The organism is Klebsiella sp. DY2415 (assembly GCF_026314315.1).
In the GTDB taxonomy this organism is placed as follows: Bacteria; Pseudomonadota; Gammaproteobacteria; order Enterobacterales; family Enterobacteriaceae; genus Klebsiella; species Klebsiella ornithinolytica.
Window position 1 is genome coordinate 2,991,334 of record NZ_CP111115.1, and the last position, 26,130, is coordinate 3,017,463.

Below are 26,130 nucleotides of genomic sequence, written 5' to 3' on the forward strand. Positions count from 1 at the left end.
CCGTCCCCCGATTAGCGCGTCAGGCGGGCGACGGCGCGTTCAAGGCGCACGAAAGCGTCCTCAATGTCCGCCAGCGGAATATTGAGCGCCGGTGCAAAGCGCAGGACATCCGGACCGGCAATCAGCGCAATGACGCCCTCTTCCGCGGCCAGATTGGTCAGGGTTTTAGCCTGGCCGCGCAGATGGCTGGCCAGCTCTGCGCCGATCAACAGCCCCTTACCGCGTACCGCGCTGAAGAGATCGTAGCGAGCGTTCAGCGCGTTCAGCTTCTCGACGATGAGGTCATGACGCCGGGCGACGCCGGCCAGCAGTGGGTCATCTAGCTGGGCCAGAACGGTGTTGGCGACCGTCGCCGCCAGCGGATTGCCGCCGAACGTGGTGCCGTGGGTGCCCGGCTGGAAAACCTGAGCCCAGGCCTCTTTGGCCAGCATCGCCCCAATCGGGAAACCGCCGCCGAGTCCTTTCGCGCTGGTGAGAATATCCGGAACCACGTTGTAGTGCTGGTAGGCATACAGCGTGCCGGTACGTCCGGCACCGGTCTGGACCTCATCAAAAATCAGCGCAGCATCGTGCTGGTCGCACAGTTCGCGCAGCGCCTGCAGGAACGCCGGGTCGGCAGGCATCACGCCGCCTTCGCCGATAATCGGCTCGACGATCACCGCGCAGGTGCGGTCCGATATTGCCGCTTTGACCGCCGCGATATCGTTATAGGGCAGATGGGTAATATCCTGCGGCAGCGGCGCATAATCGCATGAGTATTTCGGCTGCCCGCCGACCGTCACGGTAAACAGCGTGCGGCCGTGGAATGCATTCTGGAAGGCGATAATTTCGCTTTTGTCCGCGCCAGACTTATCGTGGGCATATTTACGCGCCAGTTTCAGCGCCGCTTCATTGGCTTCCGCCCCGGAGTTACAGAAGAACACCTTATCGGCAAAGGTCGATTCCACCAGCGTTTTCGCCAGCTGCAGCACCGGCTCATTGGTATAGCCGTTGCCGATATGCCAGAGGTTATCAAGCTGAGATTTCAGCGCCGCAACCAGCGCCGGATGGGTGTGCCCGAGAGAGTTAACGGCAATGCCACCCGCTAAATCGATATATTCTTTACCCTGCTGATCCCAGACTTTCGAGCCCGCCGCCTTCACTGGAATAAAGGGCGCAGGGGCAAAACAGGGAACCATGTAAGAATTAAAATCTTCACGAGTCATAGAGCCTGACATAACAATTCTCCGGAACGATTATTGGCATTATTCAGTGGGCCAATCATGGTGAGTCGACATTAACAATTCCCCGCTCCCTGTTTTACTGGCGAACGAGCCCGTTGCGATGAAGATATATTCACCACAATAAAACAAAGCCTTTTTATATTTATGGGTATTTGTTAACTCTCGGTTAATACCTTGTGCATTGCGTGCTCTCATGCTGGGCCCTGTCGCGTGACAAAGTCAATACCAGCACCATCATTTTATTCACTTTTTGAAGATCATCAAGATAATGATAAATATGAAAAAATTATTTTACTATTCACAATAGTGCATAAAATATGCATATAAATGCACAGCATGATCCCGTTTTTGGCTGCGTAGTTATGCAATCGAAAAACCAAATTTCTAACAAAAATTTAAAATTCGGAATACCCGTCAAATACCGGTTTATAAAATTGGTGATAACATTCATTGCACAGAGTTTACTGCTGTGTACCCTGAATCATTCGGGTTGCAGGAAGGCGGCGACGCAGGGGATCCCCAGGGCTTACTGAAGTGAATGACTGGGGTGAACGAGGAAAGCCAACGCTCATGCGGCTTGAAGTATGACGGGTAGAAATATTCCACGGTTTCACACGACATAAATAACACTAAGAACAGGACTCTTATGGAAAAGTTATCTTACGCATCTGAAAGTAGTACATCTCCATGGACAACCTACCTGCGCCAGATCGACCGCGTCGCGCCTTACCTGGGCGATCTCGCCTACTGGGTGGAAACTCTGCGTCACCCGAAACGCGCGCTGATTGTCGACATTCCGGTGCAGATGGATGATGGCACTATCCGTCACTTTGAAGGTTACCGCGTACAGCACAATCTATCGCGTGGACCGGGTAAAGGTGGTGTTCGCTACCATCCAGACGTTGACCTGAACGAAGTGATGGCGCTTTCTGCCTGGATGACCATTAAGTGCGCCGCGGTCAATATTCCTTACGGCGGCGCCAAAGGCGGCGTGCGCGTTGACCCGTTCAGCCTGTCAGAAGGCGAGCTGGAGCGTCTGACCCGCCGCTATACCAGCGAAATCGGTCTGATTATCGGGCCGCAGAAAGATATTCCGGCCCCGGACGTCGGCACCAACGGTAAAGTAATGGCGTGGATGATGGATACCTATTCCATGAACCATGGCACCACGATTACCGGCGTGGTGACCGGCAAGCCGATTCACCTCGGCGGTTCGCTGGGACGTGAAAAAGCGACCGGTCGCGGCGTCTTTATTACCGGCCGTGAAGTCGCCGGCCGTTCCGGAATTGAAATTGAAGGCGCGAAAGTGGCGCTGCAAGGTTTTGGTAACGTCGGTAGCGAAGCCGCTCGTCTGTTCGCCGAAGTAGGCGCGCGGATCGTGGTGATTCAGGACCACACCGCCACCCTGTATAACGAAGGGGGCATTGATATGGCCGCCCTGACCGCATGGCAGGCTGAGAAGAAGCAGATTGCCGGTTTCCCGGGCGCCCGTGAAATCGACAAAGATGCCTTCTGGACCACCCAGATGGACATTCTGATCCCCGCCGCGCTGGAAGGCCAGATCACGCGCGAGCGCGCAGAAAAACTGACCTGTAAGCTGGTGCTGGAAGGGGCGAACGGCCCGACCTATCCGGAAGCGGATGATGTCCTTGCCGAACGCGGTGTCGTCGTGGTTCCTGACGTTATCTGTAACGCCGGCGGCGTGACCGTCAGCTACTTTGAATGGGTCCAGGATATGGCGAGCTTCTTCTGGAGCGAAGAAGAGATCAACGCCAAGATGGACCGCATCATGACTGACGCGATCATTCACGTTTGCGAGAAGGCCGCAGACAAAGAGTGCTCTCTGCGTACCGCAGCCTATATCGTCGCCTGTGAACGCATTCTGATGGCGCGTAAAGATCGCGGTATCTACCCAGGCTAAGATGCAGCGCCCCCCGCCCGGGCTATCGCCCGGGCTTTTTTTTGTCCACGCCAGGCCATCCCACCGGTAGCGCCCTTCTCGGTTCGTTCTTCCCCCCTGCTAAGCGCACGTAGCGTTAACAACTTTTTAGCATCTGCCCTTGAATTTGGCTTTCCATCAGGAATAGAATCGTTAGAGCTCTAATGATTTTATCATGTACTGATGCGAAGAAGACTATGGATAACCGGCAGCTTACCTTTTCCCATCTGTTGTATCTCACGGCCCACCACTGGCGGCTGGCGGTCAATCGCCGCCTGAAAGACCTCGGTATGAGTCAGGCCAGCTGGGTCGCGGTTGCGGCCATTGCCCGCAACGCCGACCCGCTGTCGCAAATTGAGCTGGCCCAGGAGCTGGGCGTGGAAAGCGCCACCATCGTTCCGCTGGTCAATCGCCTTGTCGGGCTGGGGCTGGTCGAGCGCGTTATCACCGAGCGCGATAAACGCAAACGGCTGCTGGTCGCCACGGAAAAGGGTCTTGAGGTCTATCACCAGGTCAAAACCGTGGCGGACGCCCTGCGCGAAGAGATCCTCAGTTCCATCACCGCCGAGGAGCGCGAGCGCACTCAGCGGGTACTGGAAACCCTGCTGCGCGAGCTGGAGAAAAAATAATGCCGCGCCGCGAGAGTAATCCCTATCGCCCTCATGACTGGGCGCCGCACGAGAAACCCGCGCTGCTCGGCTCGCCGTCAACGCCGATTCACAGCCCCCCGAAACGCATCGCCTATGGCATCGTCGGGCTGCTGGTGTGCCTGACTGGCGCGCTGGGTAATGCGGTGGTGACCGCCAACCTGCAAAACCTGCAGGGGACATTTGCCGCGTGGTCCACGGAGATCGCCTGGCTGCCCGCGGTGTACGTGATGACCAACGTGTCGATTAACCTGCTGCTGGTGAAATTCCGCCAGCAGTTCGGCCTGCGCGCCTTTACCGAAGGTTTCCTGGTGCTCTACGTGCTGGTGACCTTTTTCCACCTCTTCGTCAACGATCTCAGCTCGGCGATGATGGTTCGCGCCGCCCACGGCATGGTGGCGGCCGCCCTCAGTTCTTTGGGTATCTATTATCAGGTGCAGGCGTGGCCCGCTCGCCACCGCCTGAAAGCGTTGACGATTGGCATTACCGGCTCCTCGCTGGCGATCCCCATTGCCCGCCTGTTCTCCACCGAACTGTTACAGCTTGACGAATGGCGCGGACTCTACTTCTTCGAACTGGGGCTGGCACTCATATCCCTGGCCTGCGTTATCGTGCTGAAGCTGCCGCCCAGCGATCGGAAAAAGGTGTTCGAGAAAAAGGATTTCATTACCTTCATGTTGCTGGCGCCCGGCATGGCGCTGGTCTGCGCCGTCCTGTCGCTGGGCCGTCTCGACTGGTGGTTTGAAGCCCCGTGGATTGGCTGGTCGCTGGCGGGCGCGGTGGTGTTAATTGTCTCGGCCATTGTTTTTGAGCACAACCGAAGCAACCCGCTGCTCAATACGCAGTGGCTCTCCAGCGGCAGTATCCTGCGTCTGGGGCTGATTATGCTGCTTATTCGCATTGTGCTGGCGGAGCAAAACACCGGGGTTATCGGCTGGCTACAGTACGCGGGGCTGCAAAACGAACAGATGGGCACCCTGGCCTGGTCAATTTTCGCCGGTATCCTCAGCGGGATTATCGCCAGCTGTCTGACCCTCAATCCGCAGCGGCTCTACTGGCCGATCGCCACCGCGCTGACCTGCATCATGCTAGCCTCGCTGCTCGACAGTCAGTCCACCATCCTGACTCGCCCGGAGCAGCTGATGTTCAGCCAGTTTTTACTCGGTTTCGGCAGCGCCTTTTTCCTCGCTCCGGCCATGCTCGCCGGGATCGGCGGGGTCATTGCCGACCCGCGCAACCTGGTGAGTTTTTCGGTGCTGTTTGGGATGAGCCAGAATATCGGCGGCCTGCTGGGTTCGGCTATTCTCGGGACCTTCCAGACCTGGCGGGAGAAGTTCCACTCCAGCCAGCTGGCCGACCAGCTGACCACTCTGAACCCGTTAATTACCGAGCGCCTGCAGCAATACAGCCAGCTGTACCAAAGCCAGATCGGCGACAGTACCCTGCTGAACGTCCAGGCCAGCACGCTGCTGCAAAACGCCTCGACGCTGCAGGCCAATATTCTTGCCTACAATGACACCTATCTTCTGACCGCGGCGATTTCCGCCGGGACGCTGATCTGGGTGTTCTGGCGATTGATAAGACTGCGTATTACCGCCCGTATCGCGTTGCAACACGCGACGGGCAGCAAATAACACTGATAATTTTTCTCTGGAGTCGTTATGAGTCAGCAGGATGCGGCCAGGCAACAGGCCAACACCCGCAATAATATCCGCGTGGTATCTATTTTTACCGCCGCCGCCATCGGTCTTATCGGCGTGCTGGTGATTTTGTATGCCTGGCAGCTGCCGCCGTTTACCCGCCACAGCCAATTTACCGATAACGCCTATGTTCGCGGGCAGACCACCTTTATCAGTCCGCAGGTCAGCGGCTATGTGACTGCCGTTAATGTCCAGGATTTCGCCTACGTCAAGCCAGGCCAGGTGCTGTTCCAGATTGATGACCGGATCTACAAACAGCGCGTTCATCAGGCGCAGGCGACGCTGGCGATGAAAGAGGCGGCGCTGAAAAATAACCTGCAGCAGCGTAAAAGTGCCGAGGCGGTCATTCAACGCAACGAAGCGGCGCTGCAAAACGCCCGCGCGCAGAACCAGAAAAACCAGGCCGATTTAAAACGCGTGCAGGATTTGACCGCCGACGGTTCACTGTCCATACGCGAACGCGATTCCGCCCGGGCCAGCGCGGCGCAGGGTTCCGCCGATATTGAACAGGCAAAAGCAACGCTGGAAATGTCGCGCCAGGATCTGCAATCAACCATCGTAAACCGCGATGCGCTGGCAGCCGACGTCGCCAGCGCCAGCGCGGCGCTGGAGCTGGCGGAAATCGATCTGAACAACACGCGCATTGTCGCCCCCACCGCCGGTCAGCTCGGACAGATATCCGTGCGCCTCGGCGCCTACGTCAGCGCCGGTACCCACTTAACCTCGCTGGTGCCGCCGCAGCACTGGGTGATCGCCAACATGAAAGAGACCCAGCTGGCGCAAATTCGTATCGGCCAGCCCGCCACCTTTACCGTCGATGCGCTGAACGGCGAAACATTCAGCGGTACCGTACAAAGCATCTCGCCGGCGACCGGCGTTGAGTTCAGCGCTATCTCCCCGGATAACGCCACCGGCAACTTTGTCAAAATCGCGCAGCGCATTCCGGTGCGCATTGCGGTGAAGGACGGGCAGAAGAACAGTTCGCGACTGCGCCCGGGAATGTCGGTGCAGGTCACCATTGATACCCGCGAGGGAGCACAGCCATGATCCGCCCGCTGACTCTCGCGCTGGCCCTCGTACTGATCGGCTGTCAATCGGCGGACGTTCAGCGTGCCGGGTCGTCATTACAGATCCCGGCCGCCTGGCGTGCCGATGTCGGCCCGGCCAGCCCGGTGGAAGGGGTGTGGTGGCGCCACTTTCACGACAGCCAGCTCAATCGCTATGTCGACCAGGCGCTACGCTACAACAGCGATGTGCTGATCGCCCGCGAGCGCGTCAATGAGTATCAGGCCCGGGCCTACGCCGTCGATAGCAGCCTGTTTCCATCGCTGGATGCCTCATTGACCGGCACCCGCGCGCGGGCGCAGTCCGCAGCAACCGGCCTGCCCGTGCACAGCACGGTCTATAAAGGCGGATTAACCGCCAGCTATGATGTGGATATCTGGGGCGCTAACCGCAGCGCGGCCAGCGCCGCCCAGGCGAGTCTGGAGGCGCAAAAAGCCGCCGCCGCGGCCGCCGACCTCACCGTCGCCACCTCGGTGGCCGCGGGGTATCTGACGCTGCTTTCGCTGGATGAGCAGCTGCGGGTCACCCGGCAGACGCTGAAATCGCGCCAGGACGCGTACAACCTGGCTAAACGTCAGTTTGAGACCGGCTATACATCGCGCCTGGAGCTGATGCAGGCCGATTCTGAACTGCGTTCAACCCGTTCGCAGATCCCGCCGCTTCAGCATCAAATAGCTCAGCAGGAGAACGCCCTGAGCGTCCTGACGGGCAGCAACCCTGGCAGCATTCAGCGCCAGGATTTCAGCCGACTGACGCCGCTCGCGCTGCCGTCCCAGCTGCCCTCCACGCTGCTGAACCGCCGCCCGGATATTGTTCAGGCCCAGCGGCAATTGCTTGCCGCCGATGCCACCCTCGCCTCCTCGCAGGCGCAGCTCCTGCCGTCGATCAATTTGACCGCCACCGGTAGCCTGCAGGATCGGACGTTGCCGGACCTGCTCGATAACCCGCTGCGGTTGTGGAGCCTTGGTGGCAGTATTCTCGCCCCGCTGCTCAACCGTCAGGCGCTCAATGCGCAGGTGGATGTGTCGATGGCGCAACGCAACCAGGCGCTGTACGGTTATGAGAAGACGGTGCGCGGCGCGTTTCAGGAAGTGAATGACAGTCTTGATGCCATCGCCCGCTATGGCGAGCAGTTAAACGAACTCCTCAGCCAGCAAGAGGTGGCGCAGGAAACCTTGCGCATTGCGCAGAATCGCTACCGCAACGGCTACTCCTCCTATCTTGACGTACTGGACGCCCAGCGCACGCTGTTCTCTACGCAGATTAGCGTTGTGCAGGTGAAAAACAATCTGCTACTGGCGCAGGTGGATTTATACCGGTCGCTGGGAGGCGGCTGGTCAGACTCATCAGGGACGTAACGCGGGAAATCGCTTATGCAACAACAATGGTCTGCCGTAGACAGTTATCTGATTGATGCTTTAATTCCCCAGGATCCGCTGCTCAGCCAGGTGCTGGCGAACAATCAGCGCGCCGGGCTGCCGGCTTTTGACGTCGCCGCTAATCAGGGACAGTTTCTGGCGCTGCTGGTGCGCATGGTGCGGGCGCAGCGGGTGCTGGAAATCGGCACGCTCGGCGGATACAGCACCATCTGGATGGCTCGTGAGCTGCCGGAAGATGGCGAGCTGCTGACCCTGGAGGCCGATCCGCGCCATGCCGCGGTGGCGCGCGAAAATCTGCGTCTGGCGGGGGTCGATAAGCAGGTCACGCTACGGGAGGGGCCGGCGCTGCAGACCCTGGAATCCCTCGGCGATCGCCCGCCGTTTGATCTGATTTTTATTGATGCCGATAAACCCAGCAATCCCGACTATTTGCGCTGGGCCTTGCGCTATTCCCGACCGGGAACATTGATTATCGGCGATAACGTGGTGCGCGACGGCGAGGTGGTGAACCCGCGCAGCGAGGACGACCGCGTGCAGGGTGTACGACGCTTTATCGAGATGATGGCCCGCGATCCGCGCCTGACGGTCACGGCGCTGCAAACGGTAGGCAGCAAAGGCTGGGATGGGTTTACGCTGGCGTGGGTCAACGGGTAGCTTTTGTGCGGTTCGATTAGGTTGCGATATTAGTGCTGAAAGAATTTTCAGCAATGACTATGCAGGCATGAGGCATCGGGACATGCAGCAGGGGGTTGGGCCGGCTAAAAATCGCTGAGGCGCAGGCGGCTGGACGGGGCCGCCAGCATGGACAAAAACGCCCGGAGCGTTTTTGAACGACGTTGACGTCGGCCCCGAAGGGGTGAGTCCCAGGGATGGGACGAATAACCTGGAGGAGGCAAGCCTTACAGGGAGGTTACCTCTTGCCGTCCCCGAAAAGCCAGACGGCGGAGACGAAGGTATCGCGCAGCGATGATTTTTCTTGCCGGGATGCCGGGTCCCCAGAGCCGGGCGAAACCGGCCCTGGGCCGTTCACCTGTGCCGCAGGAAACAGAAGTATACGGAACCGATAGTGAACGCAACATTCCACCGAACATTTCACAGAACAAACTAAGAAAACACGCCTTCGCCCAAACCACCCTAAAAACGACTATCAGCCGGTCGATCAGGCGACGATCTGCTCCATCGCCTGCAGCACCCGCTTGTCGGAGATGGGATACGGCGTTCCGAGCTGCTGGGCGAAGAAGCTGACGCGTAGCTCCTCAATCATCCAGCGAATCTCCTGCACATCCGTATCCCCACGACGCCCCGGCGGCAGCTTATTCAGCCACTGCTGCCAGGCCTGCTGGATACTCTCCACCTTAAGCATCTGCGCCCGGTCGCGATGCGGATCGATGGCCATTTTCTCCAGCCGTTTTTCAATCGCCTGCAGATAGCGCAGAGTATCCCCCAGCCGGCGGAAACCGTTGCCGGTCACGAAGCCGCGATAGACCAACCCGCCCATCTGCGCCTTAATATCCGACAGCCCCAGCGCCATGCTCATGTCGACGCGCCCTTTCAGCCGCTTATTGATGTTAAACACTGCGGTCAGAATCTGTTCAACCTGTTTGGCTATCTCCACCACCGTCTCATTCAGTTCGGCGCGCACCTTATCGTGCAGTCTGGCGAAATCCTCCTCGCGCCACACCGGGCCGCCCGCCTCATCGATAAGTTTATCGACGCCACAGGAGATACAGTCATCAATCAGATCCAGCACTTTGCCGTAAGGGTTAAAATAGAGCCCCAGCTTGGCTTTATTCGGCAGCTTCTCGTGCAGATACTTAATCGGCGACGGGATATTCAGCAGCAGCAGACGGCGCAGCCCCTGCCACATCGCCTGCTGCTGCTCCAGCGGATTATCAAACAGCTTAATCGCCACGCTGTCGCGTTCATCCACCAGCGCCGGCCAGGCTTTCACCTTATAGTTGCCGCGTTTTTGCTCGTAGCTCTCCGGCAGCTGACCGAAACTCCAGATATGCAGCCCACTCTGCTCAATGCCATCGTCGGCAACGGCAGAAAGCGTCTCCTGCACTTTGCCCTTCAAGGCCTCTTTTAAATCCTGCAGCGAACGCCCTTCCGCCAGCTTTTTGTTCTTGTCATCCACTACCCGGAAGGTGATTTTCAGATGATCGGGCACCTGTTCCCACTGCCAGGCCTCGCGGTCGATGGTCACGCCGCTCATCCGCCGCAGCTCGCGCTCCAGCGAATCGAGCAGCGGCAGCTCCAGCGGCGTCGCGCGGCCTAAAAACGCCTCGGCGTAGTTCGGCGCCGGCACGAAATTACGGCGCACCGGTTTCGGCAGCGATTTAATCAGCGCGATAATCAGCTCGCGACGCAGGCCGGGAATCTGCCACTCGAACCCGGCCTCTTCCACCTGGTTGAGCAACGGCAGCGGAATATGTACCGTCACCCCGTCGGCATCGGCGCCCGGTTCAAACTGATAGGTCAACCGCAGCTTGAGGTTGCCCTGATGCCAGAAGTTCGGATAGTCAAGCTTACTGACCTGTTCCGCCCCCTCTTTGATCAACATACTCTTTTCGAAGTTGAGCAGATCCGGCGTTTCGCGACTGGCCGCTTTCCACCACTTATCGAAGTGGCGCGCGGAGATCACATCGTGGCTGATACGCTGGTCGTAGAAATCGAACAGCGTATCGTCATCCACCAGAATGTCGCGGCGGCGCGATTTATGCTCCAGCTCTTCGATTTCCGTACGCAGCCTGAGGTTGTCGCGGAAGAAGGCGTGACGCGTCTGCCAGTCCCCCTCCACCAGCGCGTGGCGGATAAACAGCTCGCGGCACAACGCCGGGTCGATCTGGCTATAGTTCACTTTGCGGGAGGCGACGATCGGCAGACCGTAAACGGTCACTTTCTCCGTCGCCATCACCGCCCCCTGCGCCCGCTCCCAGTGCGGTTCGCTGTATGAGCGTTTCAGCAGGTGCTGCGCCACCGGCTCTATCCATTCCGGGTCGATGCGCGCGGCAATCCGTCCCCACAGACGGCTGGTTTCCACCAGTTCGGCAACCATCGTCCACTTCGGCGGTTTCTTGAACAGACCGGAGCCCGGGAAGATAGAGAAACGCGCATTACGCGCGCCGGTAAATTCCTGCTTATCGTTATCTTTCATCCCGATGTGCGACAGCAGACCGGTCAGCAGCGCGGTATGGATTTCGCGATACTCCGCCGGCTCGCTGTTAATCGGCAGCCCCAGCTCTTTCACCACCTGGCGCAGCTGGGTGTAGATATCCTGCCATTCGCGCACCCGCAGATAGTTGAGAAAATCGGTACGGCACTGGCGACGGAACTGGTTCGAGGAGAGCGCTTTTTGCTGCTCGCCAAGGTAGTTCCACAGGTTAACAAACGCCAGGAAGTCGGACTCTTTATCGTGGAAGCGGCGATGTTTCTCATCGGAGGCCTGCTGCTTGTCCATCGGGCGTTCGCGCGGGTCCTGAATCGACAGCGCCGAGGTGATGATCATCGCTTCACGCACGCAGCCATGTTTTTGCGCTTCCAGCACCATCCGCGCCAGGCGCGGGTCAACCGGCAGCTGGCTGAGCTGACGGCCCATCGGCGTCAGCTTATAGGCGGTCTGCTGCTCGTCGGTGGTAATCGCCCCCAGCTCCTCAAGCAGACGCACGCCGTCCTGGATATTGCGCTTATCCGGCGCTTCGACGAACGGGAAGGCGGCAATATCTCCGAGGCCCAGCGCGGTCATTTGCAGAATCACCGACGCCAGGTTAGTACGCAGAATTTCCGGGTCGGTAAATTCCGGGCGCGAGAGGAAATCGTCTTCGGAATAGAGACGAATACAGATCCCTTCGGAAACACGGCCGCAGCGCCCTTTACGCTGGTTAGCAGAGGCCTGAGAGACCGGCTCAATCGGCAGACGCTGCACCTTGGTCCGGTAGCTGTAGCGGCTGATGCGCGCGGTGCCCGGATCGATAACATACTTAATGCCCGGCACCGTCAGCGAGGTTTCGGCGACGTTGGTCGCCAGCACAATCCGCCGCCCGCTGTGCGACTGGAAGACGCGGTTCTGCTCGCTGTTCGATAAGCGCGCATAGAGCGGTAGCACTTCGGTATGGCGCAGATTGAGCTTATTGAGCGCATCGGCGGTATCGCGAATTTCGCGCTCGCCGCTCATAAAGATCAGGATATCGCCGGGACTTTCACGTCCCAGTTCATCAACGGCATCGAAGATCGCCTGCAGCTGATCGCGTTCGGTGTCGTCGGCATCTTCAACGATTGGCCGATAGCGCACCTCCACCGGGTAAGTTCGCCCGGAGACTTCGATAATCGGCGCGTTGTTAAAGTGGCGCGAAAATCGTTCCGGGTCGATGGTTGCCGAAGTAATGATAATTTTCAGGTCCGGGCGACGCGGCAGCAGTTCCCGTAAATAGCCGAGCAGGAAGTCGATGTTGAGGCTACGTTCGTGCGCTTCATCGATGATGATGGTGTCATACTGCATCAACAGTCGATCCTGCTGGATTTCCGCCAGCAGAATACCGTCGGTCATCAGCTTGACCATGGTGTTATCGCTAACGTGGTCGCTAAAACGGACCTTATAGCCGATGCAGCCGCCCGGCTCGCTTTGCAGCTCTTCGGCAATACGGTTGGCCACGGTGCGCGCCGCCAGACGACGCGGCTGCGTATGGCCAATCAGCCCTTTCACCCCGCGCCCCAGCTCCATGCAGATTTTCGGCAGCTGGGTGGTTTTACCGGAGCCGGTCTCCCCCGCCACAATGACCACCTGATGGTCGCGAACCGCCTGCAAAATCTCATCTTTTTTCTGGCTGACCGGTAGATTTTCCGGGTAGGTAATCGTCGGACGCGACGCTTCACGCAGCAGGACTCTCCCTGCAGCTTGTTCGATCTCTTGCGCCATCTCCTGAAGAATGGCCTGCTGGGCTTCAGGATTTTTAACCTTCTTCACGCCATGCAGGCGACGGGAAAAGCGTGACTTATCACGCAGCATCAGGCCATCAAGCCGTTGGAATAGCTGAGAGAAGGTGAACTTTTGTTGTTCTGTCATAGCGTTATCGGGCAGCGCACTGCCGGGAAAAATCTCTTTTGATGTATTGCTGTATATTACCACATCTGCGAATCGCATGCCTTGTTCAAAAAAATTGAATACAGGGTTCGATTTATTGCGCTTTCTCTGTGGCATGATTGTGAATACAGTGTCAACAAGCACCAGGGCATCGACCCGTCAACCTCATATAAGGAAACACCCATGAGCAAAGTATTAGTACTGAAATCCAGTATTCTGGCAGGGTACTCACAATCCGGTCAGCTGTCCGACTATTTTGTTGAACAATGGCGTGAACAGCACGCTGAAGATGTTATCACCGTGCGTGACCTGGCAGCCAATCCGATTCCGGTACTGGATGGTGAACTGGTTGGTGCTCTGCGTCCGAGCGATGCGCCGCTGACGCCGCGTCAGCAGGAAGCGCTGGCGCTGTCCGACGAGCTGATCGCTGAATTGCAGGCTAATGACGTGATTGTTATCGCCGCGCCGATGTACAACTTCAACATCCCGACTCAGCTGAAAAACTACTTCGACCTGGTGGCTCGCGCCGGTGTGACCTTCCGCTACACCGAAAAAGGACCAGAAGGTCTGGTTACCGGTAAACGTGCGGTCGTGCTGACCAGCCGTGGCGGTATCCATAAAGATACCCCGACCGATCTGGTGACGCCGTACCTGTCTACCTTCCTCGGCTTCATCGGTATCACCGATGTGAACTTTGTCTTCGCAGAAGGCATTGCTTACGGTCCGGAAGTCGCGGCCAAAGCGCAGTCCGATGCCAAAGCGGCCATCGATAGCGTGGTTGCAGCGTAATTTAGATTGTCACTCCCACCGCCCGGTGGGAGTTTCTTCTCCCCGTCACCCACCTTACGAGACGCCTCGTAAAATCAGCAGCCCATTCTGCCTGTAAATCCTCCAACGTATACGATAGCGCTCACGGCCTGCGGCCAGCTGTCTCCGACCTCCGGGCCTGACCTGACAACATGTTGAAAAATCATCGATAGGTACCATGTACACGCTCAGGTGTACATGGTACTTTAGCAAGGAGCGTACTCATGTGCTGTGCGATTGAATTTATCGAAACGCCGCTGTTTACCCGGCAGATAAAACAGCTTGCGACTGACGATGAGCTTCGGGCGCTGCAGAAAGAACTCATTGGCAATCCGGATGCCGGGGATATCATCCAGAATACGGGTGGACTACGGAAAATCAGGATGGCGACCGGCGCTCAGGGGAAAAGCGGCAGCGCGAGGGTGATTTATTTCCTCGCCACCGCTGAGATTATCTATCTGGTTTTGGCGTACCCGAAAAGCACCAAAGATAATCTCACCGATGCAGAAAAATCCCGGCTCAAAAAACTAGCTAACCTACTGAAAAATGAGGTGTGACATGCGTTTTTTTGATGAGCTTCAAACGTCCCTCAAAGAAGCCGTTGATATCAAAAATGGCGATAAAGCCCCGGCCCGCGTGACTCGCTATGAGATCGCTGACGTAAAAGCCATTCGCGCGCAGCTGAACGTTTCCCAGACGGAAATGGCGCAAGCGCTGGGAACCAGCGTGGATACCATTAAAAGCTGGGAGTCCAGACGACGTAACCCAACGGGACTCGCGGCAAAAGTGCTGGCGGCGATTCAGGCGAACCCGGCACTTTTTCGCGAGCTGGCTAAATATTAGGCCCTCGAAGCCAGGGGCTCTGGTTCAGGATGATGATTTCGGCCGCAGGCTTTCATCAAACTCCAGCCGCTTTCTCTGCGGCTCCACCTCTTTCAGCGGCTCTACCTGATGCAGCGTTTGCTGGCAGCGCTCGACCAGCGCCTGATACTCCCGCGTCCCCTGCTTTTTCCACGCGATCTCCTGTTCGCTCAGGGTGCGAATGGCCTTCGCCGGGCTGCCGACGATCAGATGGTTGGCCGGCATCTCGGCTTTAGCCTTAACGAACGCCGAGGCGCCGACGATGCTGTTTTCGCCAATCGTTGCGCCGTCGATAATCACCGCGCTCATCCCCACCAGCGCGTTGCGGCCGATAACGCAGCCGTGAAGGATCGCCCCGTGACCGATATGCCCGTCCTCTTCGACCACCGTATCCTGGCCGGGAAAGCCGTGCATCACGCAGTTATCCTGAATGTTGGCGCCATCTTTCACCACGATGCGCCCGAAATCACCGCGCAGGCTGGCGTTAGGGCCGACGTAGACGCCTTTCCCGAGGATCACGTCGCCAATCAGCACCGCCGTGGGATGCACATAGCTTTCATCCGGTACAACGGGGGTCATACCGTCAATCTGATAAATCGGCATCAAGCCTCCTTAGGCGCCTGGCAAACCGCCAAAACGCTGATAATAGAGCGGCCCCGGTGCAGGCAGTTCCCCCACCGAGCTTTCCCCTTTTTCGCCGACGAAGGTCAGCGCGCCCGGTGCCACCCGCTGGTAAATATTGATGCACAGCTGGCGCGCGGTTTGGCCGGCCCAGTGCGCAGGCAGGAGCTCCTCCGGTAACAGCGGATCTTTGAGCACCACGCGACGATAGAAATGGATCAGCAGCAGCTGGATCTGAAAGCAACGTTGCGGCGTTAATTCGTCGGCATCCGCATCGCGCAATAGCGGTAGCAGCGGGCGAAACAGAGCAATAAAGGTGTCGTACATCGTGTTCTGCTCGGTCAAATGCCAGCACTCTTCAACCCGGGCGCGCAGCGCCGCCTGGGAGAGCGCCAATGGCGAATGGGCTTCAAAACAGATCACGTTTTCCGCCACGCCCGCTTCGTGCAGCAGCGACTGAACATCCGCCATTTTTTGCGACGGCGAGGCGAGCAGACTCGGTGCCAGAGCGCCAAAGCCTTGCCACAGCAGCTGCTTTTTCACTTCCGCCAGCTGATTTTTCTCCAGCCCTTCCGACAGCAGCAGCAGCCAGGTCCCGTCCCATTCCGGCGCGCTGGCGCGGTAGATTTTATGCTCCGCCCGGCGCGTCAGGCGCAGCCCTTTGTCGCTCAGACGATAGAAACTGCGTCGGCCGATGCGCACCACATCCAGCCACTCCTCTTTGTTCAGCCGGAACAGCGCCGTGCGCACGAACCGTTCGCCAAAACCCAGCCCTTCCAGCAGCGCGGCCACGCTGCCGAGCCACACTTCACCACCGCGTTGTAGCAATGAATCTCCGTACAGCGAGGCAATCAGCGAAGTGCCGCTGACAGGCATCGCTTCGACCGCCTGTTGAATAAAAGTATCGAGTTTACTCATTTGATTCATTCTGTTGTTATTGTTGTCCTTTCTGAATCATAGCACAGGAAAATCCCCGGTAGCGCAGGCTAACCGGGGATCGGGTCTGGATCCCCGGTCGGGCGCAAGCCGCCGCCGGGACGTCGCGGCTTAACCGTTGGCGACGATTTTGCGCAGGTCGGAGACGCGGCAGGCCTTACCTTCCGAACGAGGGATACTGCCGCAGTTGACGATGCTAATATCCGTCGAAATCCCGACCATCGACTTAATACGGTGGCGCAGCTGATGGCAGATCTGGCAGCGCTGTTCATGACTCAACGACAAGCTGCTCTCTTTCAGCTCGACGCGAACAGAAAGTGAATCAAGATGGCCGCGACGATTGACTTCCAGCTGATAGTGCGGCGACAGATGCTCGACTTTAAGGATCTCCTCTTCCAGCTGCGACGGGAAGACGTTTACCCCGCGAATAATCAGCATATCGTCGCTGCGCCCGCTGATGCGATCCATCCGGCGCATGGTGCGTGCGGTGCCCGGCAGCAGACGGGTCAGATCGCGGGTACGGTAACGAATCACCGGCAGCGCCTCTTTGGTCAGCGTGGTAAACAGCAGCTCGCCGTGTTCGCCATCCGCCAGCGGCGTACCGTCGTTGGGGTTAACCACTTCCGGGAAGAAGTGATCTTCCCAGATAGTCGGGCCGTCGGCGGTTTCCAGACACTCCATCGCCACCCCCGGCCCCATCACTTCCGACAAGCCGTAAATATCCAGCGCGGAGATCCCCAGGCGACGCTCAATCTCTCCCCGCATCGCCAGCGTCCACGGCTCGGCGCCGAAGACGCCGACCCGCAGCGAGCAGCCGCTGGCGTCGCCGCCCATCTGGCGTTCCAGCTCTTCAATCAGATTCAGGCAGTAGGACGGTGTCACCATGATCATGTCCGGCTGAAAATCGCGGATCAGCTGCGCCTGTTTTTCCGTCTGGCCGCCGGACATCGGGATCACCGTGGCCCCCAGGCGCTCTGCGCCGTAGTGGGCGCCGAGACCGCCGGTGAACAGCCCGTAGCCGTAGGCGACATGAATTTTATCTTTTGCCGTACCGCCGGCGGCGCGCAGCGAACGGGCAACGATGTTGGCCCAGGTGTCGATATCATTTTGCGTATAGCCCACCACCGTCGGTTTGCCGGTGGTACCGGAAGAGGCATGAATACGCACAATTTGTTCCATCGGTACCGCAAAGGTATCAAACGGATAGTTATCGCGCAGATCCTGTTTGGTGGTACACGGGAACTTGCTCAGGTCGCTCAGTTCGCGAAAATCGTCAGGATGGACGCCCGCCGCATCAAATTTACGCCGGTACATCGGCACATTGTCATAGGCATGTTTCAGCGTCCATTTCAGGCGCTGGGTTTGCAAAGCGTGTAATTCGTCACGAGAAGCAGTTTCAATCGGATCTAATTTTGTATTAGTTATCATTTTAGGGTACTCGCAGGTAAAGTCGCTCACACTCGCTCAAGGATCATGGCAATGCCCTGACCCACGCCAATACACATCGTACACAGCGCATAGCGCCCGTTCCGTCGCTGCAGCTCCAGGCTGGCGCTCAATGCCAGCCGCGCGCCGCTCATGCCCAATGGATGACCTAAGGCGATAGCCCCGCCGTTGGGGTTAACATGCTCAGCATCGTCCGCCAGACCCAGCTGCCTGAGGACGCCCAGGGCCTGTGCAGCAAAGGCTTCGTTCAGTTCGATAACATCCATATCGTTAATATTCAGTCCGGCGCGTTCCAGCACTTTGCGTACCGCCGGCACCGGCCCCAGCCCCATAAACTTTGGCTCCACGCCCGCGGTCGCCATCGCCACAATTCGTGCGCGTGGGGTTAACCCCTGCGCCCGCGCCTGCTGTTCGCTGGCGATAATCAGCGCAGCGGCGCCATCGTTCACCCCGGAGGCGTTTCCGGCGGTGACCACGCCGCCTTTGCGAAAGGGCGTTTTTAATCCCGCCAGCTGTTCAAGGGTGGTCTCGGCACGCGGGTGTTCATCCTCGCGAACCGCGCTCACCGCCCCTTTCTTGCCAATAATCTGTACCGGCACGATTTCCTGCGCCAGAATCCCCGCCCGCTGCGCTTTCGCCGTCAGCTGCTGGCTGCGAAAAGCGAAGGCATCCTGATCGGCCCGGCTGATATTTAACAACTCAGCTACATTCTCTGCCGTTTCCGGCATACTGTCAGTGCCAAATTGCTGCTGCATGAGCGGGTTCACAAAACGCCAGCCGATGGTGGTATCAAACAGCTCGGCCTGACGCTGGAACGGCGCGCTGGCTTTGCCCATCACAAACGGCGCCCGCGACATCGATTCCACGCCGCCGGCAATCATCAGATCCGCATCCCCGGCTTTGATGGCGCGTGCGGCAAAGCCGACCGCATCCAGGCCGGAACCACACAGCCGGTTGATGGTGGTGCCGGAGACGCTCTGCGGGTAGCCCGCCAACAGCGTCGCCATATGCGCCACGTTGCGGTTATCTTCCCCGGCCTGGTTCGCGCAGCCGAAAATCACATCATCGATAGCCGATGGATCGAGACCCGGATTACGGCTCAGCAACTCTCGCAGCGGAATGGCGGCTAAATCATCGGCGCGGACGCTGGCCAGCGCCCCGCCGTAACGACCAATCGGCGTACGAATCCCATCACAGATAAAGGCGTCACGCATCAGACTTCTCCCGTAATTGTGCCGCCGATGCGGTGCGATTTGCCGCGAAACAGGGCCACAATCTTTTGTTGTTGATTAACGATTTCAATGTCGTAGACGCCGGTCAGTTTCCCCTGCTGCTTCACCCGTGCCGTGGCGACCAGCCGGTCGCCGGCAAAGGCCGGACGCAGGAAGTCGATACTGGCGGCAGAAGCCACCGCCGCCAGCCCCTGGCTGTTACAGGCATAGGCAAATGCGGTGTCGGCCAGCGAAAACAGTTGCCCGCCGTGACAGGTCTGATGGCCGTTAAGCATGGCTGACGAGACGGTCATGCTCATCTGCGCATAGCCGTCATCCATTTCAATAATCTCGATGCCCAGGGTTCTGGCGCAGGTATCTTTTTCGTACATCGCGCGCGCGTTGCGCCAGGCCTCATTGCTCATTACGCTTCTCCACAAGCGCCTTCTGGCGCAGTAAGGAACCGGGGCGATAACGCTCTTCGCCATAGTGCTGTTGCAGGTTCTCCAGCAGGCGCAGCACGCGCTGCCAGCCCAGAGATTCGCCCCACGCCAGCGGGCCATGCGGGTAGTTGACGCCCAGGCGCATCGCGGTATCGATATCTTCCGGGCTGGCGACCCCTTTTTGCACCGCGTCGAGGGCTTCATTAATCAACATGGCGAGGGTACGCCAGACCAGCAGACCAGGATAATCGGCAATCAGCAGCACTTTCTTGCCCTGCTGCTGGAAATAGCGCACCGCTTTGTCGGTCGCCGACGCCGGGTTCGTCGCCGCCGTTGCCAGAACCACGGTGTCACCCGCGCAATAGTCATACACCACTACCGGACAGCCATACCGCACGCTCAGCGCCTGGGCGGTTTCACCTTCCGTTTCCAGCAGTCGCACATCGTCCAGCGCGATCGCTACCCTTCCGGTGACACTGTCACCTGTCGTGCAGACGGTTTTGGCCCCGCGAGTCTCAGCCACGGCGGCCAGCGCCGGCACCGATGCGCTCTCAATGGGCCAGCGATAGACGCCCTGTCCACTCTTCTTGCCTAAACGCCCGGCCAGCGCCAGCTCCTGCTGCACCAGCGACGGCAGAAAACGGCGGTCCTGCCAGAACGCGTTAAAGACCGAACAGGTCACGGCGAAGTTGACGTCCTGACCAATCAGGTCGGTCAACGCCAGCGGCCCCATCGGGAAACCGCCGCCGTCGCGCAGCGCGGCATCAATCACCGCCGGGGGAGCCACCTGCTCCTCCAGCGCCCGCCACGCTTCGGCATAGAACGGCCGCGCCACGCGGTTAACGATAAACCCCGGCGTCGAACGGCAGCGTACCGGCTGTTTTCCCCATGCCGTCACGCACCGGCACAGCTGTTCAACCACTTCCGGCGATGTCGCCAGGCCGCTCACCACCTCGACCAGTTTCATCACCGGCGCGGGGTTAAAGAAGTGCAGCCCGGCCACCCGCTCAGGGTGCCTGACATCGGCGGCAATGGCGGTAATCGAGATCGATGAGGTATTGCTGGTCAGCAGCGTTGACGGGGAGCAGATCGCCGCCAGCTGGTTGAAAAGCGCTTTTTTGACATCCGGGCGCTCTGACGCCGCTTCAATCACCAGCCAGGCGTCGGACAGCGCGGCTAACTCGGTGACCGGCACAAGGCGGGCGACAAGCGCATCCGCCTGATCCGCCGTCAGCTTGCCGCGCGCCACGCGGGCGGCCAGACGCTGACGAATACCTTCCACGGCGCGGGTCAGCGCCTCGGCGGCGATATCGTAGAGCAGAACCGGATGTCCGGCCGCAGCGGCCACTTCCGCAATGCCGGCCCCCATGGTGCCCGCGCCGATCACGGCGACGGTTTGCAGTGTTTGGCTCATGGTCTATTTCCCGCTGAACTGTGGAGGACGCTTCGCCAGGAAGGCACTGACGCCTTCCCGATAGTCATCGCTGCGTCCGGCCAGACGCTGATAATCGCGCTCAAGATCCAGCTGCGCATCGAGGCCGTTGGTCTCCGAGGCCTGGAGCGCTTTTTTGATAAGCCCCAGACCGAAGGTCGGCTGCGTCGCCAGATGGCGGGCCAGCTGACGACTGGTATCGGCCAGTTCGGCGTCCTCCACCAGTTGCCAGATCATCCCCCACTGAGCGGCCTGTTCGGCGCTGAGCTTCTCACCCAGCAGCGCCAGCCCCATTGCCCGGGCGCGCCCGGCCACCCGCGGCAGGAACCAGCTACCGCCGCAGTCGGGGACCAGCCCCAGCTTGCTGAAGGCCATCACAAAATTCGCCGACCGCGCGGCGAGGACAATATCGCAGCCCAGCGCGAGGGTGGCGCCCGCGCCAGCCGCCACGCCGTTCACCGCGGCAATGACCGGCTTCGGCAGCGCCGCCAGACGGCGCACCAGCGGGTTATAGAAACGCTCAACGGACAGGCCCAGATCCGGCGCCGGGCCGCTGGGGTCGACGTTTCGATCATTTAAATCCTGGCCGGCGCAAAAACCGCGGCCGGCACCGGTAATCAGCAGACAGCGCACGTTCTCATCGCGCTCGGCCTGAGTCAGACAGGCCGCCAGCTGCTGATGCATAAGGTCGTTAAAGCTATTAAGACGATCCGGGCGGTTAAGGGTAATCGTCATCACACCCTGTTCTACTTCGCTGAGAATAAAAGCGTCCACGATTAGCGTCCTTTAAATTCCGGGGTTCGTTTTTGTAAGAAGGCGGCAATACCTTCGCGGCGATCGTCGGTGGCGCTCAGCAGCGTAAACAGCTGGCGCTCCTGTTGAAGACCGGCCTGAAGGCTCACTTCCTGCGCCTGGCGCAGCGACTGTTTCGCCGCACGCAGCGCCAGCGGCGAATGGCCGGCGATGGTCGCCGCCAGCTTCAGGGCATATTCGTCGGTCAACAGCGCCGGGGCGATCTCGCTCACCAGACCGGCCTGTTGCGCCCGCTGCGCATCAATACTTTCACCGCTCAGCACCATCCGGCTGGCCAGCGCTTTCCCTACGCAGCGGATCAGACGCTGGGTGCCTCCGGCGCCGGGCATAATACCGAGAGTGATTTCCGGCAGGCCGAAGCGCGCGTTATCGCCCGCCACCACCAGGTCGCAGAGCAGCGCCAGCTCGCAGCCCGCGCCAAGGGCGTAGCCGTTGACAGCGGCGATCAGCGGCTTCGGAAAAGCATCAATCCGCGCCCACAGACGTGGGCGAATATCATCCATCGTGGCAGGCAGGTCTTTTTCCGCCATTTCGTTCAGGTCGGCGCCGGCGGCAAAGAAACGGCGGTTGCCGCCGATCACGCAGGCACGGATATCCGGGTCAGACGCCGCCGCGTCCAGGGCGTCGGCAATCTGCGTCAGCAGCGCGTTATTCAAGGCATTTCGCGCCTGCGGGCGATTGAGGGTCAGCAGCAGGACCCGCTGGTGACGGGTTATCAGCAGATCGCTCATGCCATTCCCCTTGCGTCAAAGTCCACCACCACATCGCCGCTGGTCGGCAGCGCCTGGCAGCTCAGGACATATCCGGCAGCCAGTTCGTCCGCTTCCAGGCTGTAGTTGGCCGCCATCGCCACTTCACCGCGCAGCACTTTACATTTGCAGGTGGCGCAGACGCCGCCTTTACAGGCGAAGGGCAAATCCGCCCCCTGGCGCAGCGCCGCATCCAGAATGCTGTCATCTTCCGCGGTGAGGGCAATCTGCCGATCGCGGCCGTCCTGACGAATCGTGACGGTGCGGCCTTCAGCCTGCACGCCGGTGGCGCGTTTAACGCTGCTTCCGGGCGTATTAAAGCGCTCGAGATGAATCCGGTTTTCCGCCATCCCCAGCTCGCGCAGCGCCGTTTCGGCTTCATCCATCATCACCGCCGGACCGCAAATAAAGGCCTCGTCGAAGCGGCTGAAATCGAGCAGCCTGACGGAGAGCGCGTGCAGTTTTTCGCCATCAATGCGCCCCTGCAGCAAATCGCTGTCCATCGACTCCTGGCTGAACAGATGCACCACCTGCAGCCGCTGCGGGTAGCGGTCTTTTAAATCCGCCAGCGCCTGACGGAACATCATGCTGCTGCTGCTGCGGTTGCCATAAATCAGGGTGAAGCGACTATTCGCTTCGGTGGCCAGCGTGGCGCCAATAATCGCCATCATCGGCGTGATACCGGATCCGGCGGCAATCGCCAGATAGTCAGCCTCGCGCCCGGCCTGCGGCTGGTAGCCGAAGTGCCCCTGCGGCACCATCACGTCCAGCACCATCCCCTGGCAGATATCGCTCTGCGCATAGCGGGAGAAACGCCCGCCGTCGATGGCTTTGACCGCCACGCTGATTTCTGCCGGCGAGCGGCTGCGACAGATGGAGTAGCAGCGGCGAAGCTCTTCCCCGCCGAGGCGGGCTTTCACGGTCAGGTGCTGGCCCGGGCGGAAGGCATACTCCGCCTGTAGCGCGTCGGGAATCGCAAAGGTAATGGTTACCGCATCGCGGGTTTCCGGCTCCACTTTCGCGACGGTAAGCGAATGAAACGTCGTCATGGCAACCTCAAATACATTTAAAGTAATCAAAGGGTTCACGGCAGCTGTCGCAGCGATAAAGCGCTTTACAGGCCGTCGAACCGAATTCACTGATCGGCGTGGTGTGAATGCTGCCGCAGCGCGGGCATACCACCTCCTGTGGAAGACCGGCATGGCAGGCGTGCCCCTGCGGCGGGCTGATGCCGTACTGGCGCAGACGCTCGCGGGCATCCTGGTTCATCCAGTCGGTGGTCCACGGCGGGTCAAGCTGCAGGACAACATGCACCGGCGTATAGCCGTGGCGAGCCATCGTCGCGCGAATCTCCCCCAGCAGATGCTCGGTCGCCGGGCAGCCCGAGTAGGTCGGCGTAAAGCCAATCACCCAGCCTTCGCCATGCGGCGCCACGCTGCGCACCATGCCAAGATCGGTAATGGTCAGCACCGGCACTTCCGGATCGGGGATCTCACTTAACAGCGCCCAGATAGCATGGACTTCTGCGGGTGCGATATCGGCGAGACGTTGCATAGCCACCTCCTGTTACCACTGCTGACCGGGATAAGCGCGTTGCAGATACTGCATTTCCGCCAGCAACGGCCCGAGATGTTCACTGTGCAGTCCCTGTTTACCGCCGTGGCGAAACGCCGCCTCTTGCGGGATCTGCAGCCCGGCGTCAAGCAGCGCGGTGTGAACCGTACTCTGCCACTCCGCCTGCAGGTCGCGGGGGTCAACGGCGATACCCTGCTCGACAAGGGCAAGCTCCAGCGCGTCGGCGAGGAACAGCTCCCCGGTAAAGCGCCACAGACCATCGACCGCCTGCTGCATTTTCTGCGCCGACACCTCGGTGCCGTTGCCCAGACGCTCCAGCCAGCCGCGGCTGAAGCGCAGGTGGTAGCGCACTTCTTTAAGCCCCTTGGCGGCGATGGCGGCAATTTGCGCATCACGACTGTTAACCAGCCGGGTAAACAGCGCCACGTGCCAGGCATCGATAAAGAACTGACGGGCGATGGTGTCGGCAAAGTTGCCGTTCGGCTGTTCCACCAGCAGGAGATTGCCGTACTGACGTTCATCCCGACCGTAGGCCAGGGTATCTTCATCGCCGCTCCCCGCCAGCTCAGCCGCATAGCTGAGGAAGTTGCGCGCCTGACCCAGCAGATCGAGGCCAATATTGGCCAGCGCGAGGTCAATTTCCAGCTCCGGGGCATGGCCGCACCACGCGCCTAAGCGCTGGGCCAGCACCAGGCCGTTATCGCCGAGACGTAGCGCATAGGTTGCAACGGGATTCAGGTTGTTCATCGTTGCCTCACATATGTTCCATGCCGTCAGGCACGCTGTAGAAAGTCGGATGGCGATAGACTTTGCTCTCCGCCGGATCAAAAAACTCGCCGCGTTCTTCCGGCTGGGATGCGACGATCTGGCTGGCTTTCACCACCCACAGGGAGCAGCCTTCGCTGCGACGGGTGTAGACATCGCGGGCATTTTCTAACGCCATCTGGTCATCGGCGGCATGCAGACTGCCGACGTGACGATGGGATAACCCCTGCTTGCTGCGAACAAATACTTCATATAACGGCCAGTAAACGTTGCTCATCATGCTTCTCCTTATGCCGCGTCGCGGGCGTGTTGTTTTTGCGCATGCGCCAGCGCGGCTTCCCGCACCCATGCCCCCTCTTCCCAGGCTTTACGCTTGGCGGCCAGGCGTTCGTGGTTACAAATGCCGCGCCCGTTAATCACTTCATTCAGTTCCTGCCAGTTGATTGCGCCAAAACGGTAGTGCCCGGTCGTTTCATCCAGCTGCAAATCGGCGTCCGGCACGGTCATGCCGAGGATCGCGACCTGCGGTACGGTGTTATCGACAAAGCGCTGACGCAGTTCGTCGTTGGAGTGCAGTTTGATTTTCCACGCCATACTGCGCGCGCTGTTCGGCGAGTTATCGTCGCTCGGGCCAAACATCATCAGGGCCGGCCACCAGAAGCGGTTAATCGCATCCTGCAACATCTGACGCTGGGCTTCGCTGCCTTCGGCCAGCGCCATGCAGGCTTCGAACCCCTGACGCTGGTGAAAGCTCTCCTCTTTGCAGATTTTGACCATCGCCCGGGCATAGGGGCCGTAAGATGTGCGGCACAGCGCCACCTGGTTGACGATAGCGGCGCCGTCGACCAGCCAGCCGATCACGCCGATATCAGCCCAGCTCAGCGTCGGATAGTTAAAGATCGAGGAGTATTTCATCTGCCCGTCGAGCATCTTCTGATACAGATCTTCCCGGGCGCAGCCGAGCGTCTCCGCCGCGCTATACAGATACAGGCCGTGTCCGGCCTCATCCTGCACCTTCGCCAGCAGAATTGCCTTCCGGCGCAGCGTCGGCGCGCGGGTAATCCAGTTGCCTTCCGGCAGCATGCCGACAATTTCCGAGTGCGCGTGCTGGCCAATCTGACGGATCAGCGTCTTGCGGTAGGCATCCGGCATCCAGTCCTGCGGTTCGATGGCCGTATCCTGCGCGATACGCTGGTCAAAGCGTTGTTCTTCTGTCACGTCATCACCTTTATGATTCCAATAAATTCAACAAATGCGTATTTGTGAATCACTTTGTTTTATAAAAGTTACACTCAGGTTAAATAAAACCACAAATTTTGTTTGTGTTTTTTGTGATGATGACTACAAAAAATCGCCTGGCGACCGCGACAACACAGGCCATCCGCGGCGAGACACGACGCGTCCACGATCACAATGTTAATAAATTATTAAATAGTCG

24 protein-coding genes are annotated in these 26,130 nt (G+C 59.3%); 9 read left to right on the forward strand and 15 right to left on the reverse strand.

Features of this window, described 5'->3' with window-relative positions:
• Positions 1–11: 11 nt before the first annotated feature.
• Positions 12–1,217 (reverse strand): bifunctional succinylornithine transaminase/acetylornithine transaminase, encoded by a 1,206-nt coding sequence (locus OQV00_RS14110; protein ID WP_004861358.1) that lies wholly within the window; start codon positions 1,215–1,217, stop codon positions 12–14.
• Positions 1,218–1,869: 652 nt separating this feature from the next.
• Here OQV00_RS14110 and OQV00_RS14115 point away from each other — a divergent pair.
• From OQV00_RS14115 to OQV00_RS14140, 6 genes are all read left to right on the forward strand, one after another.
• Positions 1,870–3,144: a Glu/Leu/Phe/Val family dehydrogenase gene (locus tag OQV00_RS14115; protein ID WP_004861355.1), complete on the forward strand. Its 1,275-nt coding sequence runs from the start codon at positions 1,870–1,872 to the stop codon at positions 3,142–3,144.
• Positions 3,145–3,359: 215 nt separating this feature from the next.
• Entirely contained in the window at positions 3,360–3,791 is a 432-nt protein-coding gene (locus OQV00_RS14120; protein ID WP_015584457.1) for a MarR family winged helix-turn-helix transcriptional regulator, read from the forward strand.
• Entirely contained in the window at positions 3,791–5,443 is a 1,653-nt protein-coding gene (locus tag OQV00_RS14125; protein ID WP_266278782.1) for an MFS transporter, read from the forward strand. Before OQV00_RS14120 ends, OQV00_RS14125 begins: the two co-directional genes overlap by 1 nt.
• A 27-nt stretch (positions 5,444–5,470) precedes the next feature.
• Complete coding sequence (locus OQV00_RS14130; RefSeq protein ID WP_015584459.1) at positions 5,471–6,556, forward strand: HlyD family secretion protein; 1,086 nt, start codon at positions 5,471–5,473, stop codon at positions 6,554–6,556.
• Positions 6,553–7,932, forward strand: a complete 1,380-nt coding sequence (locus tag OQV00_RS14135; protein WP_004861344.1) for an efflux transporter outer membrane subunit — start codon at positions 6,553–6,555, stop codon at positions 7,930–7,932. The genes OQV00_RS14130 and OQV00_RS14135 overlap by 4 nt, the downstream gene beginning before the upstream one ends.
• Positions 7,933–7,947: 15 nt before the next feature.
• Entirely contained in the window at positions 7,948–8,607 is a 660-nt protein-coding gene (locus OQV00_RS14140; RefSeq protein WP_004861341.1) for an O-methyltransferase, read from the forward strand.
• Positions 8,608–9,112: 505 nt separating this feature from the next.
• Here the strand turns inward: OQV00_RS14140 and hrpA are convergent.
• A complete protein-coding gene (gene hrpA / locus OQV00_RS14145) occupies positions 9,113–12,958 on the reverse strand; it encodes an ATP-dependent RNA helicase HrpA (protein WP_233435426.1) in 3,846 nt (1,281 codons plus the stop codon).
• Between the two features lie 258 nt (positions 12,959–13,216).
• Between hrpA and azoR the strand changes: the two genes are divergently transcribed.
• The 3 genes from azoR (at position 13,217) to nadS (ending at position 14,683) form a co-directional block, all read left to right on the forward strand.
• The gene (gene azoR, locus OQV00_RS14150; RefSeq protein WP_004861333.1) at positions 13,217–13,822 is read left to right on the forward strand and encodes an FMN-dependent NADH-azoreductase; all 606 of its coding nucleotides are present in this window, start codon (positions 13,217–13,219) and stop codon (positions 13,820–13,822) included.
• A 242-nt stretch (positions 13,823–14,064) separates the two neighbouring features.
• Positions 14,065–14,397 (forward strand): type II toxin-antitoxin system RelE/ParE family toxin, encoded by a 333-nt coding sequence (locus OQV00_RS14155; RefSeq protein ID WP_032717354.1) that lies wholly within the window; start codon positions 14,065–14,067, stop codon positions 14,395–14,397.
• Position 14,398: 1 nt separating this feature from the next.
• On the forward strand, positions 14,399–14,683 hold the full coding sequence (nadS, locus tag OQV00_RS14160; RefSeq protein WP_004861327.1) for a NadS family protein: 285 nt from the start codon (positions 14,399–14,401) through the stop codon (positions 14,681–14,683).
• 24 nt (positions 14,684–14,707) lie between these two features.
• Here nadS and paaY read toward each other — a convergent pair whose 3' ends face one another.
• The 13 genes from paaY to paaA all read right to left on the reverse strand — a co-directional run bounded on the left by paaY (position 14,708) and on the right by paaA (position 25,910).
• Complete coding sequence (gene paaY, locus OQV00_RS14165; RefSeq protein ID WP_004861325.1) at positions 14,708–15,304, reverse strand: phenylacetic acid degradation protein PaaY; 597 nt, start codon at positions 15,302–15,304, stop codon at positions 14,708–14,710.
• A 9-nt stretch (positions 15,305–15,313) separates the two neighbouring features.
• Positions 15,314–16,240, reverse strand: a complete 927-nt coding sequence (paaX, locus tag OQV00_RS14170; protein ID WP_004861322.1) for a phenylacetic acid degradation operon negative regulatory protein PaaX — start codon at positions 16,238–16,240, stop codon at positions 15,314–15,316.
• 129 nt (positions 16,241–16,369) lie between these two features.
• The gene (gene paaK, locus OQV00_RS14175; protein WP_004861319.1) at positions 16,370–17,686 is read right to left on the reverse strand and encodes a phenylacetate--CoA ligase PaaK; all 1,317 of its coding nucleotides are present in this window, start codon (positions 17,684–17,686) and stop codon (positions 16,370–16,372) included.
• Positions 17,687–17,712: 26 nt separating this feature from the next.
• Positions 17,713–18,918, reverse strand: coding sequence for a 3-oxoadipyl-CoA thiolase (gene pcaF / locus OQV00_RS14180; RefSeq protein WP_064357113.1), 1,206 nt, complete (start codon positions 18,916–18,918; stop codon positions 17,713–17,715).
• Entirely contained in the window at positions 18,918–19,340 is a 423-nt protein-coding gene (paaI, locus tag OQV00_RS14185) for a hydroxyphenylacetyl-CoA thioesterase PaaI (protein WP_004861316.1), read from the reverse strand. Before paaI ends, pcaF begins: the two co-directional genes overlap by 1 nt.
• Positions 19,330–20,772, reverse strand: coding sequence for a 3-hydroxyacyl-CoA dehydrogenase PaaH (gene paaH / locus OQV00_RS14190; protein ID WP_015584466.1), 1,443 nt, complete (start codon positions 20,770–20,772; stop codon positions 19,330–19,332). Before paaH ends, paaI begins: the two co-directional genes overlap by 11 nt.
• A gap of 3 nt (positions 20,773–20,775) precedes the next feature.
• Positions 20,776–21,564, reverse strand: a complete 789-nt coding sequence (paaG, locus tag OQV00_RS14195; protein WP_004861311.1) for a 2-(1,2-epoxy-1,2-dihydrophenyl)acetyl-CoA isomerase PaaG — start codon at positions 21,562–21,564, stop codon at positions 20,776–20,778.
• A gap of 2 nt (positions 21,565–21,566) precedes the next feature.
• Positions 21,567–22,334, reverse strand: coding sequence for a 2,3-dehydroadipyl-CoA hydratase PaaF (gene paaF / locus OQV00_RS14200; RefSeq protein WP_004861307.1), 768 nt, complete (start codon positions 22,332–22,334; stop codon positions 21,567–21,569).
• A complete protein-coding gene (paaE, locus tag OQV00_RS14205) occupies positions 22,331–23,401 on the reverse strand; it encodes a 1,2-phenylacetyl-CoA epoxidase subunit PaaE (protein ID WP_004861305.1) in 1,071 nt (356 codons plus the stop codon). Before paaE ends, paaF begins: the two co-directional genes overlap by 4 nt.
• 7 nt (positions 23,402–23,408) lie before the next feature.
• Positions 23,409–23,906, reverse strand: a complete 498-nt coding sequence (gene paaD / locus OQV00_RS14210; RefSeq protein ID WP_266278786.1) for a 1,2-phenylacetyl-CoA epoxidase subunit PaaD — start codon at positions 23,904–23,906, stop codon at positions 23,409–23,411.
• Positions 23,907–23,918: 12 nt separating this feature from the next.
• A complete protein-coding gene (paaC, locus tag OQV00_RS14215) occupies positions 23,919–24,674 on the reverse strand; it encodes a 1,2-phenylacetyl-CoA epoxidase subunit PaaC (protein WP_032717349.1) in 756 nt (251 codons plus the stop codon).
• Positions 24,675–24,681: 7 nt separating this feature from the next.
• On the reverse strand, positions 24,682–24,969 hold the full coding sequence (paaB, locus tag OQV00_RS14220; RefSeq protein ID WP_004861295.1) for a 1,2-phenylacetyl-CoA epoxidase subunit PaaB: 288 nt from the start codon (positions 24,967–24,969) through the stop codon (positions 24,682–24,684).
• 11 nt (positions 24,970–24,980) lie between these two features.
• Complete coding sequence (paaA, locus tag OQV00_RS14225) at positions 24,981–25,910, reverse strand: 1,2-phenylacetyl-CoA epoxidase subunit PaaA (RefSeq protein ID WP_004861291.1); 930 nt, start codon at positions 25,908–25,910, stop codon at positions 24,981–24,983.
• Between the last annotated feature and the right edge of the window lie 220 nt (positions 25,911–26,130).

Bases quoted from the DNA above. Each gene is read 5' to 3' on its own strand.
- paaE (WP_004861305.1), bottom strand. From the start codon at position 23,401: ATGACGACGTTTCATTCGCTTACCGTCGCGAAAGTGGAGCCGGAAACC.
- paaK (WP_004861319.1), bottom strand. From the start codon at position 17,686: ATGATAACTAATACAAAATTAGATCCGATTGAAACTGCTTCTCGTGAC.
- paaI (WP_004861316.1), bottom strand. From the start codon at position 19,340: ATGAGCAATGAGGCCTGGCGCAACGCGCGCGCGATGTACGAAAAAGAT.
- nadS (WP_004861327.1), top strand. From the start codon at position 14,399: ATGCGTTTTTTTGATGAGCTTCAAACGTCCCTCAAAGAAGCCGTTGAT.
- pcaF (WP_064357113.1), bottom strand. From the start codon at position 18,918: ATGCGTGACGCCTTTATCTGTGATGGGATTCGTACGCCGATTGGTCGT.
- hrpA (WP_233435426.1), bottom strand. From the start codon at position 12,958: ATGCTGCGTGATAAGTCACGCTTTTCCCGTCGCCTGCATGGCGTGAAG.
- OQV00_RS14130 (WP_015584459.1), top strand. From the start codon at position 5,471: ATGAGTCAGCAGGATGCGGCCAGGCAACAGGCCAACACCCGCAATAAT.
- OQV00_RS14120 (WP_015584457.1), top strand. From the start codon at position 3,360: ATGGATAACCGGCAGCTTACCTTTTCCCATCTGTTGTATCTCACGGCC.
- paaB (WP_004861295.1), bottom strand. From the start codon at position 24,969: ATGAGCAACGTTTACTGGCCGTTATATGAAGTATTTGTTCGCAGCAAG.
- OQV00_RS14115 (WP_004861355.1), top strand. From the start codon at position 1,870: ATGGAAAAGTTATCTTACGCATCTGAAAGTAGTACATCTCCATGGACA.
- paaY (WP_004861325.1), bottom strand. From the start codon at position 15,304: ATGCCGATTTATCAGATTGACGGTATGACCCCCGTTGTACCGGATGAA.
- OQV00_RS14135 (WP_004861344.1), top strand. From the start codon at position 6,553: ATGATCCGCCCGCTGACTCTCGCGCTGGCCCTCGTACTGATCGGCTGT.
- paaX (WP_004861322.1), bottom strand. From the start codon at position 16,240: ATGAGTAAACTCGATACTTTTATTCAACAGGCGGTCGAAGCGATGCCT.
- paaH (WP_015584466.1), bottom strand. From the start codon at position 20,772: ATGAGCCAAACACTGCAAACCGTCGCCGTGATCGGCGCGGGCACCATG.
- paaD (WP_266278786.1), bottom strand. From the start codon at position 23,906: ATGCAACGTCTCGCCGATATCGCACCCGCAGAAGTCCATGCTATCTGG.
- OQV00_RS14140 (WP_004861341.1), top strand. From the start codon at position 7,948: ATGCAACAACAATGGTCTGCCGTAGACAGTTATCTGATTGATGCTTTA.
- paaF (WP_004861307.1), bottom strand. From the start codon at position 22,334: ATGAGCGATCTGCTGATAACCCGTCACCAGCGGGTCCTGCTGCTGACC.
- OQV00_RS14110 (WP_004861358.1), bottom strand. From the start codon at position 1,217: ATGTCAGGCTCTATGACTCGTGAAGATTTTAATTCTTACATGGTTCCC.
- OQV00_RS14155 (WP_032717354.1), top strand. From the start codon at position 14,065: ATGTGCTGTGCGATTGAATTTATCGAAACGCCGCTGTTTACCCGGCAG.
- azoR (WP_004861333.1), top strand. From the start codon at position 13,217: ATGAGCAAAGTATTAGTACTGAAATCCAGTATTCTGGCAGGGTACTCA.
- paaC (WP_032717349.1), bottom strand. From the start codon at position 24,674: ATGAACAACCTGAATCCCGTTGCAACCTATGCGCTACGTCTCGGCGAT.
- OQV00_RS14125 (WP_266278782.1), top strand. From the start codon at position 3,791: ATGCCGCGCCGCGAGAGTAATCCCTATCGCCCTCATGACTGGGCGCCG.